Genomic DNA, 13247 nt, shown 5'->3' on the forward strand with positions numbered 1-13247 from the left:
TAGCTGATCCACGGCGGGACAAAAAGAGGATTCGCACAATTTTGCGCGAATCCTTTTTTATTGATTACGTTAAATGCATGATGTTTGTTGGTTTAACTGCGTAGTCTTTTAACTAGCTCAGCATCTGGCGTAGCATAGGCTGTTTGCTGACCTTCATAAATAACGAAACCAGGTTTAGCCCCATTGGGCTTGTGGACACGCTTGACTTGAACATAGTCAACCGGCACACTGGCAGAATCACGGGCTTTAGAGAAGTAAGCGGCTAAGTTGGCTGCTTCATCGATCGTCTCGTCCGACGGGTCAGCACTGTGGATAATAACGTGCGAACCAGGCATGTTTTTCACATGCAACCAAATGTCCGTCTTTTTAGCTGTGTGGAGGGTAAGTTTATCATTTTGAAGATTATTTTTACCAACGGAAATCAATGTCCCATCACTAGCATGAAACTTTTCTGGCTGGCTAATCTGTAAACGTGGCTTCTTGCTACCGCGTTTACGATGAACTCGAATATAACCTTGTTGCTGTAATTCCAAACGAATTTCATTGATATCTTTCGGACTGGCAAGCTCAATTTGGGCCTGGATGTTGCTCAAGTAATCAATTTCGGTTTGGGTGAGGCGAATTTGTTCCGTCACATAAGCAACCGCGTTTTTCAACTTTTGGTAACGATTGAAATATTTCTGTGCGTTCTGAGATGGTCCAATCTGATTTGACAGGCTAATTTTTAATGGTTTTTCATCATCGTAAAAATTAGGCAAGGTGATTTCAGTCATCCCACGTTTGACCTGATTGAGGTAAGTCGTCAGCAATTCACCTTTGATTCGAAAACTATCGGCCTGATTTGTCTCAGCCATGGTCTGCTGCAATTTTTTCAACTTGCTACGGTTTTTCTTGAGTTCGTTACGAACAATGTGAATCAGGTTACCAGCCTGCTCATTAACACGTTCACGTTCGGCCCGATCCTGATAGAAAAAGTCTAACAGCTCGCTAAGGGTCGCAAATGTTTGTGTATCGTCAAGGTTGGGTGTTGGCATCGCAAACGCACTAAAACTTGTTTTACCATTTTTGAGCCGATTTAATGTCGGTACCGGTTGATTGAATTGCGCAAAGAAATGGGTGAAACGTTCTTCTACACTACCGTTAGTGGCATGTAATGCACCAGCTAACCCTAATGCTGTATCGCGGGCCAACCCTTGAAAGGTTTGCTGCAGCTGCTTAGCCAAAACGTCTTCATTAGGATAATCACGAACTAGATCGTTAATGTTGGCGCTGGTCGTAAACGGATTGACGTCGTCTTGTTTTGGCGGCGCAATGTAAGTAGCTCCAGGCAGCAATGAACGAACCCGGTTTTGGTCTGGATTAACGTGCTTAATAAGATCAAGAATGCGATTATCACTTTGTTCAATTAGAAAAACGTTACTGTGCCGGCCCATCATTTCAATGGTGAGGGCAATTGTCTCCTGGTCACCTAATTCGTTGCGGGTGTTAAATGCCAAACGGACAATCCGGTCATTTTCGACTTGTTCCAAACTATTGAGAATTGAGCCATCCAAGTATTTCCGTAACATCATGGTGAAGTTACTTGGCGTTGCAGGATTGGCGTACGGAATGCGGGTGATTTGCAAACGTGCATAGGTTGGGTGAGCTGACAGTAGCAAAGGATAATTTTGGCTATTGTTGCGAATGGTCAAAACAACTTCGTTAGGATAGGGTTGTGATATTTTAGCAACTCGACCACCCGTTAAGGTCTGTTGCAACTCGGTAACCATTGCATGCGTAAAAGCGCCATCAAAGGACATTTCAAAGCACCTCCTTAATAAGATTGATTGTGTGATTAATGTTAGTCTGCTTTTGATCAAGTAAACTACAGAACAGTCTTTATCATTATAGACGTCTCTAATTTACAAGGCAAAATAAAGAATTGAATAATGGTACTTGTAAAGCACAAGTTTGATATTGTACAATACAATACAGGTTAAGAAAATATTAACGAATGCAGGTACATACATATGAAACAGAGTTTAGAAGCCTTACGAGATAGTGAAAAAATTCATCGAGCACAATTACTAGCATTAACTAAACAATATCAGTTAACCATTGCAGAATGGCAATTGTTGATGAATTTGGCGGACGGTCACACAACGCAGGAACAGCTGTCAGCTGCCACTACGCTTGACACATCTACATTGAGTCGTCAGCTCAAGAGCCTCGGTACTAAAGCCATGATCGACAAAGAAGCAACTGGCCGTGACCACCGGCAACTCATTTATCACGTCACGGAACAGGGCCAACAGGCATTGGCTGATATCAACCAAGGGTACGAACAACTCACAGCTACGGTATTTGACAAGTGGACAGATGAAGAAAAAAACTTGCTACAGATTTTGTTAAATCGGTTAGAAACGAGCTTATCCCGAACAAATAAAAACGGCGTTAACTAGTGTTTAGTTACTATTTATAAAGAGACTTTTATTATTAAGGCACTATTATTTATGTTCAATAGAAGCGATACCATCATTTTGTCGATGAGTGGTAGTCGCTTTTTTTGATGTGTGTTAGAATTGAAAAATACATTTTGGAAAAAAGAAGGCTAACGAGAGCTTATGAAGATTGCCGTGGTTACAGACAGTACCTGTTACCTGTCGCAAACTGAAGTTGATGAAAATAATATTCACGTGGTTCCGATTCCGTTTGTTGTGGACGGCAAGACCTTTGACGAGGGTGTCGACATTAGTACGGAAGGATTTTACCAGTTGTTGCGCGAATCAAAATCGTTTCCCAGTACGTCGCAACCACCATTAGGTGAGATGATTGATTTATATAATCACTTAGCTGATGAGGGTTATGACACCGTAATTAGCATTCACTTAGCATCCACCATCTCCGGCTTTGTCAATTCATTGCAAGGCGTCGCTAGTGAAGTTAGTGATCGAATCAAAGTAATTCCGTTTGACTCGCAAATTACGGTTAGGTTGATGGGATACTTGGTTCTGGAAGCCGCGCACATGGTTAAGAATGGTGCTGATGCTGATGAAATTATTGCTCGGCTGGAAGAAATGCGCGCCACGATGGGTGAATACTTTGTGGTTAACGATTTACAGAACTTGGTGCGTGGCGGCCGGTTGTCCAACGCCTCAGCTTTCATTGGGTCTGTGTTAAAAATCAAACCACTACTGACATTTGATGACGACACGCATGAAATTGTCGCTTTCGAAAAAGTGCGTTCCACTAAAAAGGCGCTGGCAAGAGTGGAAACATTGTTTACTGAAGCACAGGCAAAAGTTGACTATCCGCTACGAGGCATCGTCATCCATGGCAATGATCCAGTTGCTGCACAAACATGGCGGGACAAGCTAGCCAAGCAATTTCCTGAAATGCCGTTTGAGCTAAGTTATTTCGGGCCAGTTATCGGTGCTCATTTAGGTGAAAAAGCGCTTGCCCTAGCTTGGGTCATTGATTACAAACGTGCTTATAAAGATTAACTAAGATTTTGATTGCTAATTTAAAAAGCCATTTTCACGACGGTACTGTCTGATGACAGTGCAAGCGTGAAAATGACTTTTTATTTTTCAGTTAAATCAGTGAGATGTGTGGATAACAGGTCCACTAAAATAATGATTAAAACGATTACCGCTAGCAACAACGATAACTGCCCGAATTGATCACTTAGAAAGACAAGTGTCACGGCGCCAATACAAAAGCCGGAGAAAATGCCGAGCAGTTTTAGCCCTTGATTAACCACTACCCAATCATGTTGCCAGAGGCCACCAAATAAAAAGGCCGCACAAGCGCGAATATTACCCGTCATCATGGTCGAATTAAACGTCACACCGTCGATATTACGAAAGGATTGTAGTTGAATCCCAGATACGGCCGAGAGTCCCGACGTGATGACGATATTAGGTAGGAAGTTGAGCGTAGCCGATAGGATAATTAACAGCGATTCGACAGCAATGGTTATCCGTATCCATTGGCGAAGTGACCGAACAGAAATAGTTTGCTGAATGATCCGGGTAACACCAACGGCCAAAAAGAAAATCAGCAATGGGACCAACCCATGCCAAACGCCAACCCAGTGTCCGCGAGCAATGTTAATCCCAAGAAGAATCAGGTTACCAGACTGCAGACTTGCAAAAACACCGCCGTGAAACCAAAAAGAATCGGCATCGACCATCCCACCAATAAAGGCAAGCAGAATCGCAGTTCTGACTTTCATGATAAATGTGTGATCGTTAATTACCGTAGCGCTTTGCATAAGAATCACCAACTTTCATAGTTGATTGCATTTCATCAGATTTACATACTATCTTTAATTCTACGTCAATTATTTACTGCGTGCTGATAACGACTGAAACTGCGGATTTTTTTCTTAAACGAATGGGTTTGAAACATGGCGGCATTCACGAGATAATGGACGAGTAAGTTTATTTGAGAAAGGATGACAAACATGAGTTCAAACATTCCTAACATCACATTGAGTAATGGCGTTGAAATCCCTCAAATTGGATTAGGCGTCTTTCGTGTCAATGATCCGCAAGTCGTCGTTGACAGTGTTGTTGACGCAGTGAAAGCGGGATACCGTCATATTGATACGGCTAGTTTTTACGGAAACGAGGCTGCTGTCGGCGATGGTGTTCGTCAAAGCGGTGTGCCACGACAAGACTTATTTGTCACATCCAAAGTTTGGAATAATATCCGCGGTTATCAGGAAACAATTGATCAATTTAACCGGTCACTAAGCCTATTAGGCTTTGACTATTTGGATTTGTATCTGATTCACTGGCCGGCTGCTGGCTACGAAGAAAATTGGCGGGCCATGGAAGACCTTTATCATGCTGGTAAAATTCGGGCAATTGGTGTTTCCAACTTTGAGCCACGGCACATTGAACATTTGATGGCATCGGCCACGGTTTCACCGATGATTAACCAAGTTGAAACACATCCATACTTGCAACAAAATGAAGTCCATGAGTACTGTGAAATCAACCATATTGTTCACGAGGCCTGGAGTCCATTGGGCGGTGGCAAGAGTGACGTGCTCAGTGATCCGGCGATCGTTGACTTGGCCGCTAAGCATCATAAGAGTGCGGCACAAATTGTTCTACGCTGGCACGTTCAACGCGGTGAGGTGGTCATCCCCAAATCCGTTCATCAGCAACGAATCGAGGAAAATGCGGACATCTTTGATTTTTCGTTAACGCCTGAAGAGATGCGCACCATTGCGACGTTAGACCGCAACGGTCGGGTGGGTTCAGATCCTAACGATGAAGCGTTCTTAAAGCGTTCTACGACCTACGACAATCAGAATCATAAATAAATCAGCTTGCGTTAAGTTACTTCATCGACCACTAACTACGCAGGCAATTAAGGAGTCTGCGAATGGCTAAATCAGCTGGGGTAATTGAATATGATCGCGATTTTGGGAAAGAAACTCATGACGATCAGCGAATGTTTGAATTGTTAACTGTTGGTGTTTTTCAGGTGGGGTTAAGTTGGCAAGCAGCTGCTAGCAAGTTGCCAGCTTACCGGCGTAACTTTTATCAAATGGACATTGCTAGAGTTGCTGCCATGGACTTAGAAAATATTGACAACGTTTTAAACGATCCGAATATGATTCGCAATCCCAGAAAAATCCGGGCAGTTATTAAAAATGCTCGGGCAATAATCGATGTCCAAAAAGAATATGGCAGTTTTGCCAATTACATGTGGAATTTTGTCGACGAAGTACCTCACACTAAGAGTTACGAAACACGCGATGAAGTGGAAACGAGCACACCGTTTGCTGGTAAGGTGGCCAAAGACATGAAGAAACACGGTTTTACGTTCGTTGGTCCAACCGTGACTTATATGTTTATGAAAGCTTGCGGCATGATTCAAGATCAGGTGTGGGATAGCTAAAACGCACCATACATGTACAAAATAGCACCCCATAATGACGACTATGAGTCGAAATTATGGGGTGCCTTATTTTTAAATTGCTAGTCCTGTAATCCTAAGAAACGATAAATTGGCGTTACCCAGTGATTATCGAACCGCGACAAGCGCTTCAGTGATGTTGGCGTATGTGTTATCGGTGGCGTTTTTAAATTTTTTGCGGTTTGCTTAGGTAACTGCAGGCTATTGAAAGAATGCGGCGTTAATCGTACTTTGTAAGCACGATGCCCGATAACAGCCTGGACTGCTTGTACATGAGAGGACCGATTTTCAAGTAACAGTTGCGTTGAGCCATCGTGTTGCAAAATGGCTGTGTGGTCCAATTGACGATTTGTCGTTGAGGCAACACTCACGGTGCCAGGTTGGACATCACGGCTGACTCTTTTGAGAACGTAATAGGCAGGATTAATCACCAATTGCTCTTTCGGTGAGCCGGCGTGTAAAACATTGATTGCAGCGCCACAGGGATTAACGGCTGCGTGAGTCGGACCGCCTTGACCATTGAGGACCAAGTTCCAATCGAGATACCCTTGAACATGGTGTTCAAAATCGTTAATAATGTCGTATCCGTAACGAGCTGCTGGCGTCCACTGATTGAGCCAAACGCCTTTTTCTTGTGCAGCTTCCGTGGCAATAATCTGTTGTTGGGGCTGCTGACGATGAAACTGATCCAGGTTGTTAAAATTATCATCCCAAGCCGGTTGACCACTAAGGTTGCCCAAGCTCATCTGAGCATTTAAACTGGCGGCGTACCAGTGCACACCCACGCTGTCGACGTATTGGTGCATGCCTCGATGCGCGTAAAACTTCTGGGTCCATTGATTAAAGCCCATCATGATTGGCTGAGTGGCATCACTTTTAACGTAGTCCCAAACCATAATTTTTGTTTGTGGATGCCGTGCTTTTAATTTAGGACCTAAGTAGTGGGTAATAAAGGTCGCTGCTGCATCTGGTGTCCACGTCATTGCTTCCCATGGCGAGCTAGCTTGTAATTCATTTTGCAAGGACAACGTTTTAATCGCGACACCGCGGCGTTGTTGCGCGTCAACGTACTCAACTAAGTAGTCGGCATAAGCGGGCATAGCAGAACGCTTTAACGCATTGTTGACCAGAAAGTTTTGACCATCACGGCGGTGACTAACTTTCATCCATTTTGGTGGCGCCCATGGTGCTGCCATAATTTGGACGTTGGGCGCCTGCTTGAGAATCTGCTGTAAGACCGGTGAAACGTGAACATCGTCAGGTTTTAAACTGAATGCCGCTGGCCCGGCTTGTTTAGCATACGTATAGCCAAACGTCGAAAAATCAGCCGATCCAATCGTCAAACGCAAATTTGTGTAACGGGCTCCTTGAGCGCCAAAGTAGGCCGTCAGAATTTGACGGCGTGTTTGCGGACGGCTTTTTTGAATGACACTGGCAGCACTGTCCGTTAAGGCGCCACCAACGCCAGTAAATGTTTGGCGACGACGATTAGGGAAGACTTGTACAAAGCCAGTACTATTGGAAACGTGATCAATATGTTTGCCCGTCACAAGATGCCGTTGATCATGCTGACCAGCTTGATTGGTAGTCGTCATCGTCGTTTGGTATCGTGAATCAGCCTTCGACACCGACATGGCTAATGCAGGCAAAGTGCTGCTGACCACATTTGTAACGCCCACGGTTAGCATGGCAATAACGACTAATTTAATTGACGAACCAAGTTTCCGCTTTGCCACGTAGACCGCTCCTTTACCACGATTTCTTTAAGTATAGCATGGTGTTTATTGAAGAGGAGGGTTTTAACTGGTGAGATAGTTTTAAAACAGGTATGGTAAAAGTGGTTGAAATAATGGGAGGGTGTTACAGATGAGAACAGTCACAATCAATCAGCAAGTACTGCCCGCAATTGGCTTAGGAACGTGGCATATTGGCGACTCTGAGGCGACCAGGTCGCGCGAAATTGGTGCTCTATCTGCTGGACTTGATGCCGGTGCTAAAGTAATTGATACCGCGGAAATGTACGGCAATGGCCGCTCTGAACGGCTCGTTGGTGAGGTGTTAAACCAACATCAGCGCGATGATGTTTATCTTGTGTCCAAAGTCCTGCCAGAAAACGCGAGTGCAAAACAGTTACCGCGCAGTCTGGACCGTTCTTTGGAAGCCTTGAATACTGATTACCTTGATTTATACCTGTTACATTGGCGGGGCAATATTCCACTTGCAGAGACGGTTCGTGCAATGGAAGCTGCTAAGAAGGCGGGCAAAATTCGTGCGTGGGGCGTATCAAACTTTGACGTGGATGATATGCAAGAATTGCTAAGCGTGCCTGATGGCGACCAGGTTGCTGTTAATGAGGTGCTTATCAACTTACAAAATCGTGGCGCCTTATTTGATCTGTTGCCATGGCAAGAGGAACATCATATTCCAACACTTGCTTATTCACCTATTGCACAGGGCGATACACTGGGAGGCAACTTGGCAAACAATGAAACACTGAAAAGCATTGCTGCGGCCCACCATGTGTCGGTGTTTGCTATTATGTTGGCATGGGTTATTCAATTGCCTGATGTGTTAGCAATTCCAGAGTCTGGGACAATCGATCATGCCAGAGAAAACGTTGCTGTGGCGGACCTAGTGCTTAGTGATGAAGAACTGACGCAGATAAATACCGCATTCCCGACGCCAACACATAAAGTTCCACTAGCTGTGATTTAACAAGCCAATTTTATAAAAGCTGAACAATTAAAGGAGCTGTTGAAATGCGCCATAAGGTTGTCTTTCATGTGGATCAGCCTGATCACTGGGCTCACACGATGCAAAATGTCGCTAACTTAACCACATACGTCGAATCTGAACCTAAGGAGCAGTTGCAAGTTACCGTGTTAGTCAACGGCGCTGCCATCACCCAATATTTGGATCAGGATGGTCAAAATGCCGTTCGCCGTTTTCCCGAAGTTGAATTTCATGCCTGTCATAACTCGATGACTACGCATCATGTTACTGCCGATCAATTGCCAGAGGGCGTGACTGTGGTCCCCGTGGGTGTTCTAGATCTCATTAAATTACAAGAGTCCGGGTACGCGTATATCAAACCATAGACGTGGAATGCCGTGCAAAATCGCTGATTTAGCGACTATAAATGTTCACTGAACATTCAAAGGCAGATTATGTGAGGATGAAATCAAATTATGCTATATATAAGTCAGATTTCATAAACCTAATCCCTTTGAAGGAGGCGATTAAAATGGCATTTCCACCAAAAGACATTATGGTACCCCTCGATGGTTCCAAAAATGCTGAACGGGCTTTGACAACAGCCATTGCTCTGGCGAAAGAAAACAAGGCTCGTTTACACCTCGTCCGTGTCATTGACCCAAACATCTATGCTGCTTACGGTGGTGGCGCTAATGCGACCGTATTTAACGAGGATGTTCGACTCGCAACCGAAAATTATTTAGAGGATGTTGCCAAGCGAGTTAAGGAAAGTGGTTTTACAAACTTTTCAACAAAGCTACTGCAAGGCAATATTAAATCTACGCTTGCTCGTAGCTATCCAGAAGAGCACAAAATTGATTTAATCATTATTGGGGCTACGGGGATGAACGCCATCAGTCAGGCGGTCATGGGATCAGTTACTGCCTATGTTGTTCGAAATGCGACTGTTAACGTGTTTGTAGTTAAAGATGACGCCTGAATAATGTTGATTAAAACGCTTCTGCCATTAGTTCGTTTTGGTCGAAGCGTTTTAATTTGCTCTGAATATTAATTATTCTGTGTGTTCTGAGTTCGAGTTAGGTTTGCAAAATCAATGACACGACTAAATAATGGCAGAACTTGATCGTGAACCGTGTGACTGATCATAATGAGCGTCAAAGCAGGCATGTTTAATAACAACTTCTCAATACAAATAGCGGTGGCTGGATCGATTGCGGAAGTGCCTTCGTCTAACAGAAGCACTTCTGGTTGGCGTAATAAAGCTCTTGCTAATGCTAACCGTTGTCGTTGACCGCCAGATAAGCAATTACCGTCAGTGCCAACTTGTAAATTAAGAAAATGAGCTCCATCTTTTTCTGAAGTTACCAATTTCATTTGTAACAGTTGATGAATCAGCTGTTGATCCGTGAATGTTTGATTTAACCGCAAATTTTCACGAACCGTGCCCTGAATAAGCAATGGTTGTTGATCTAAGTAAAGAACTTTACTTAAGACGTAGTTTGCAGACCTAGCTGATATTTGATGACGTGATAGCATAATCGTCCCTTCAGTCAGCGGCAAGTAACCAGCAATTAGTTTCAAAAGCGTTGACTTGCCAGTACCACTTGCGCCAGTTAGCAGGATTTTTTGACCTGGATAAAACGTTTGCGAGACATGATCAATTAGCAGTATCGAGCTTGCTGGATAGTGATATGACACATTATTTAATTGAAGCACGATTGGTACGTCTTTCTGCGCATTGGTTGTTTTGACGGACGGTGCCGTCATGAAGGCCTGCTCATCAACATATTTTTGAAAAAATGGTTGTGTGCCGCGAATCAAACCAAGTGTATTGCTCAGGTTGCCCAAACTATTAAAAACATTGCCCGCCAAACTGCCGACCGCGTTGATGGTGCCAATGCTGACAAAGTGCTGAACAGCCAATAAACCAGCTAGACCAATTAAAACGACTTGCGAAAGAATATTACCTAAAAAGCCGATTATGCCAATCTGTGTCTGAACAACCGTTCGTTTAACGTTTGCGTATTTCAGTGCCATTGAGGCGGAACGAACTTTAGCAATTAGTAAAGGCAACGATTGAAAAGTGTAGAGTAGGTTGAAGACGTGGAGCGCATCATGTGTGGCACTAACAAATTGCTCATTTTGATGTGTCAAACCAGTACTCGTAACGCTTAATCGGTGATCCAAAAGGCGCGGCAGTAAAATGATTAGTCCTGTCAGCACTGCCGCCGCTGAAGCAAGCAACCAATGAAAATAGGCTAGGGTAACTAAGGCCAAAAGTGCACCAGCAATGTCTTCAATAACAACAAACAAGCTTTCAAAACCTTGCTGATTAATCAGTTGTAGATCATTATTCAGCCAAGATTCATAAGTTGCTGAGTCACGCCGATTATATATGTTGTAGGGCTCGGCCGTTAATACAGTGACAATATCCGTTCTGATGGCAATATCGAGGTTTTGAATAAGATGTTGTTCAAAAACTTCAGAGACATATTGAATGAGTGCGACGGTGCACCAAATACATAACAGTATTCCTACCTGTTGAACGAACTGAATTACTTGCCGTTTGATCAATGTATTTAGAATATTTGCATTGATGACCGACGCGTAAACCGTCAATGACTGAGCCAAAGTTAACAAACAAATTGCGAAGATGAATTGTCGCTTGAACTGCATAATGTACTTTTTCATTTGATTCCCTCCAATGTCTGTCACTAAGTTTAGTAAACAGACATATGGGCAACTTTTAGAAAATGTGGCGTATACTGCACGTATAGAGGCTTTTAAAAAGAGGGTAACGGAATATGCAAAACGAAGACCAATCAACCTTGCCAGCCGGCATTGTGATTAAACAGTTGCGACAGGCTAGGGCGCTGACCCAAAAAGAAGTCTATCAGGACATCGTTTCACGTTCTTTTTATAGTCGTTTAGAACACGGTCAGTACGATGTGGATGCAACTCATTTATGGCAGCTACTAGATCGGCTTAGCGTTGGCACAGCGGAATTTGATTACCTCAGACGTAATCATCAAATCACATCTGAGGTCAGTTTGCTTAATACAATAAGCGATTTGTATGCACGGCATCGTTTTGATGAGCTAAAACAATTGTATGTGGCAAAACGAAGCTCACGGTTGGAATTTGATCGATTATTGGCCAGTGAAATCTATACATTAGTGCGCGCGTATGGAACAAATATGTTCAAAATGGCGGTTGAGCCAAGTTTAATTGCTGTTGAACACTTGGAAAATCTGTCTCAGTGGTCTTTATTCGAACTACAATTAGCCGGCCCAGCGATTTGGACTGTCAATTCATTAAAGCGCAAACAGGCATTAGTTGAGCGAGGAGAGGCTTGCTATCATTTTTATGTAGCCATGAATGGCTCATATGCTGCTAATTTAAGAGAGACGCTGTGGCTTAATTACTTACAGGACTTGCTGACACGACCAACGTATGTAAAGGACGCTAAATTCAGTGATGCCAAGAAAGTTTGGCAGGAAATTGACGCGTTATCCGATTTGTCATCCGACTTTAATTGCCGACTAGAGCGATTAACAAGCCATGTTATTGGTGCACTCTACTTTGACGATAATCAACAGGCCGCTATTAACCAAGCGCATCAATTATTAACGACATTTCGAATGCTTAATGACAAAAGCAAGCATCAAATCTCCATTGAGGAAGAAATTATTACGTTTCAACTCACACGTGCGCAAGAATACCATCGATATCATTGATCTGAATTAAAAAGGTGTTTTTAGTAGGCTTAGCTGCTCGCTGTTAATTCTTTTTTTGAGATGAAATGTAAAACATGTTTGACATAAAATGTAAAAGATGTTTTACTTTAAGTGTCAAAGACGTTTGACATTAGATCAATAAACAAAGGGGCTGACGGTCGTGCAGAACGTGATCAATTCAACACGTAAGCAGCAAAAACTCTCTCAGGCCGAATTAGCGACTAAAACAGGGGTAACTCGACAAACCATCAACGCGATTGAAAACGATAAGTATGATCCGTCTTTGGACTTGGCGTTTAAGTTAGCCGATGCGCTTGGACTGAGAGTAGATCAACTATTTTTATGGGGTGAACGTCATGATTAATACTAAGAAAAACATGCTGCGCTTTGCACTTGTGGATACTGTCATGGGATGCATGTTTATAGAGTTTAGTTGGCATAATCATTTGTTTAAACCAAGCGGGGGCATCATTGCAATACTTGCTTTGTTCATTTTTATATTCGCTCGAAACTTTCTTTTGCCAGATGGACGACCAGTATATCGAATGAAGAGTTTGCTTAAAATACGGAAAAATAGCCAATCGGTAAGCAATTTACCCAACAATGAGCGTGAATGGCAGCTGATACTTGAAGCAGATTATTTGAGTACTCGAGTTTTAATTATTCTAATGATTTTTCCTTTGATTGCTGCAATTTTGATACCTGAGTACGCCAATATCTCTAATGTCAGTCAGTTGATCTCGCTAAACATTGATACGGTTGGATTTATTGTGGTCTGTCTAATTGCATTAGCATTTTTGATTAAGGAATGGACCATGCTGGCATTATATAGCTGGTTTTCACAGAATAAATAAAAGCATTACATATTTGATTCGAAAA

The 13247-nt window shown here is 43.1% G+C and carries 14 protein-coding genes; 10 read left to right on the forward strand and 4 right to left on the reverse strand.

The window, feature by feature from the left end:
* Window positions 1-92: 92 nt before the first annotated feature.
* Window positions 93-1799 carry an NFACT RNA binding domain-containing protein gene (locus LDK34_RS08770; RefSeq protein ID WP_178942549.1) on the reverse strand — a complete coding sequence of 569 codons (1707 nt, stop codon included), beginning with the start codon at window positions 1797-1799 and terminating at the stop codon, window positions 93-95.
* A gap of 210 nt (window positions 1800-2009) precedes the next feature.
* Between LDK34_RS08770 and LDK34_RS08775 the strand changes: the two genes are divergently transcribed.
* Both LDK34_RS08775 and LDK34_RS08780 read left to right on the forward strand, forming a co-directional pair.
* A complete protein-coding gene (locus LDK34_RS08775) occupies window positions 2010-2441 on the forward strand; it encodes a MarR family winged helix-turn-helix transcriptional regulator (RefSeq protein ID WP_178942548.1) in 432 nt (143 codons plus the stop codon).
* A 162-nt stretch (window positions 2442-2603) separates the two neighbouring features.
* On the forward strand, window positions 2604-3482 hold the full coding sequence (locus tag LDK34_RS08780) for a DegV family protein (RefSeq protein WP_178942547.1): 879 nt from the start codon (window positions 2604-2606) through the stop codon (window positions 3480-3482).
* 80 nt (window positions 3483-3562) lie between these two features.
* Here the strand turns inward: LDK34_RS08780 and LDK34_RS08785 are convergent, their stop codons facing one another.
* Window positions 3563-4255 carry a YoaK family protein gene (locus LDK34_RS08785; RefSeq protein ID WP_178942546.1) on the reverse strand — a complete coding sequence of 231 codons (693 nt, stop codon included), beginning with the start codon at window positions 4253-4255 and terminating at the stop codon, window positions 3563-3565.
* Between the two features lie 192 nt (window positions 4256-4447).
* Here LDK34_RS08785 and LDK34_RS08790 point away from each other — a divergent pair, with 192 nt between their 5' ends.
* Both LDK34_RS08790 and LDK34_RS08795 read left to right on the forward strand, forming a co-directional pair.
* The gene (locus LDK34_RS08790) at window positions 4448-5317 is read left to right on the forward strand and encodes an aldo/keto reductase (protein ID WP_178942545.1); all 870 of its coding nucleotides are present in this window, start codon (window positions 4448-4450) and stop codon (window positions 5315-5317) included.
* A gap of 62 nt (window positions 5318-5379) precedes the next feature.
* Window positions 5380-5898 carry a DNA-3-methyladenine glycosylase I gene (locus LDK34_RS08795; protein ID WP_178942544.1) on the forward strand — a complete coding sequence of 173 codons (519 nt, stop codon included), beginning with the start codon at window positions 5380-5382 and terminating at the stop codon, window positions 5896-5898.
* A gap of 80 nt (window positions 5899-5978) precedes the next feature.
* Here the strand turns inward: LDK34_RS08795 and LDK34_RS08800 are convergent, their stop codons facing one another.
* The gene (locus LDK34_RS08800; protein ID WP_178942543.1) at window positions 5979-7652 is read right to left on the reverse strand and encodes a glycoside hydrolase family 30 protein; all 1674 of its coding nucleotides are present in this window, start codon (window positions 7650-7652) and stop codon (window positions 5979-5981) included.
* A 130-nt stretch (window positions 7653-7782) separates the two neighbouring features.
* Between LDK34_RS08800 and LDK34_RS08805 the strand changes: the two genes are divergently transcribed.
* The 3 genes from LDK34_RS08805 (at window position 7783) to LDK34_RS08815 (ending at window position 9610) form a co-directional block, all read left to right on the forward strand.
* Window positions 7783-8631, forward strand: a complete 849-nt coding sequence (locus LDK34_RS08805; protein WP_178942542.1) for an aldo/keto reductase — start codon at window positions 7783-7785, stop codon at window positions 8629-8631.
* Window positions 8632-8675: 44 nt separating this feature from the next.
* Complete coding sequence (locus tag LDK34_RS08810) at window positions 8676-9014, forward strand: DsrE family protein (protein ID WP_178942541.1); 339 nt, start codon at window positions 8676-8678, stop codon at window positions 9012-9014.
* Window positions 9015-9160: 146 nt separating this feature from the next.
* Window positions 9161-9610, forward strand: a complete 450-nt coding sequence (locus tag LDK34_RS08815; protein WP_178942540.1) for a universal stress protein — start codon at window positions 9161-9163, stop codon at window positions 9608-9610.
* Between the two features lie 68 nt (window positions 9611-9678).
* Here the strand turns inward: LDK34_RS08815 and LDK34_RS08820 are convergent, their stop codons facing one another.
* Window positions 9679-11322 carry an ATP-binding cassette domain-containing protein gene (locus LDK34_RS08820; RefSeq protein ID WP_178942539.1) on the reverse strand — a complete coding sequence of 548 codons (1644 nt, stop codon included), beginning with the start codon at window positions 11320-11322 and terminating at the stop codon, window positions 9679-9681.
* 113 nt (window positions 11323-11435) lie between these two features.
* Between LDK34_RS08820 and LDK34_RS08825 the strand changes: the two genes are divergently transcribed.
* From LDK34_RS08825 to LDK34_RS08835, 3 genes are all read left to right on the forward strand, one after another.
* A complete protein-coding gene (locus LDK34_RS08825) occupies window positions 11436-12368 on the forward strand; it encodes a helix-turn-helix domain-containing protein (RefSeq protein ID WP_178942538.1) in 933 nt (310 codons plus the stop codon).
* 160 nt (window positions 12369-12528) lie between these two features.
* On the forward strand, window positions 12529-12732 hold the full coding sequence (locus LDK34_RS08830) for a helix-turn-helix transcriptional regulator (RefSeq protein WP_178942537.1): 204 nt from the start codon (window positions 12529-12531) through the stop codon (window positions 12730-12732).
* Window positions 12725-13222 carry a hypothetical protein gene (locus LDK34_RS08835; RefSeq protein WP_178942536.1) on the forward strand — a complete coding sequence of 166 codons (498 nt, stop codon included), beginning with the start codon at window positions 12725-12727 and terminating at the stop codon, window positions 13220-13222. Before LDK34_RS08830 ends, LDK34_RS08835 begins: the two co-directional genes overlap by 8 nt.
* Window positions 13223-13247: the final 25 nt, after the last annotated feature.

It is taken from the genome of Furfurilactobacillus milii (assembly GCF_021654115.1).
Taxonomy (GTDB): Bacteria; Bacillota; Bacilli; order Lactobacillales; family Lactobacillaceae; genus Furfurilactobacillus; species Furfurilactobacillus milii.

What these genes read in the sequence shown, in the direction of transcription:
- LDK34_RS08770 (WP_178942549.1), bottom strand. Translation starts at nt 1,799, where the DNA reads ATGTCCTTTGATGGCGCTTTTACGCATGCAATGGTTACCGAGTTGCAA.
- LDK34_RS08775 (WP_178942548.1), top strand. Translation starts at nt 2,010, where the DNA reads ATGAAACAGAGTTTAGAAGCCTTACGAGATAGTGAAAAAATTCATCGA.
- LDK34_RS08780 (WP_178942547.1), top strand. Translation starts at nt 2,604, where the DNA reads ATGAAGATTGCCGTGGTTACAGACAGTACCTGTTACCTGTCGCAAACT.
- LDK34_RS08785 (WP_178942546.1), bottom strand. Translation starts at nt 4,255, where the DNA reads ATGCAAAGCGCTACGGTAATTAACGATCACACATTTATCATGAAAGTC.
- LDK34_RS08790 (WP_178942545.1), top strand. Translation starts at nt 4,448, where the DNA reads ATGAGTTCAAACATTCCTAACATCACATTGAGTAATGGCGTTGAAATC.
- LDK34_RS08795 (WP_178942544.1), top strand. Translation starts at nt 5,380, where the DNA reads ATGGCTAAATCAGCTGGGGTAATTGAATATGATCGCGATTTTGGGAAA.
- LDK34_RS08805 (WP_178942542.1), top strand. Translation starts at nt 7,783, where the DNA reads ATGAGAACAGTCACAATCAATCAGCAAGTACTGCCCGCAATTGGCTTA.
- LDK34_RS08810 (WP_178942541.1), top strand. Translation starts at nt 8,676, where the DNA reads ATGCGCCATAAGGTTGTCTTTCATGTGGATCAGCCTGATCACTGGGCT.
- LDK34_RS08815 (WP_178942540.1), top strand. Translation starts at nt 9,161, where the DNA reads ATGGCATTTCCACCAAAAGACATTATGGTACCCCTCGATGGTTCCAAA.
- LDK34_RS08820 (WP_178942539.1), bottom strand. Translation starts at nt 11,322, where the DNA reads ATGAAAAAGTACATTATGCAGTTCAAGCGACAATTCATCTTCGCAATT.
- LDK34_RS08825 (WP_178942538.1), top strand. Translation starts at nt 11,436, where the DNA reads ATGCAAAACGAAGACCAATCAACCTTGCCAGCCGGCATTGTGATTAAA.
- LDK34_RS08835 (WP_178942536.1), top strand. Translation starts at nt 12,725, where the DNA reads ATGATTAATACTAAGAAAAACATGCTGCGCTTTGCACTTGTGGATACT.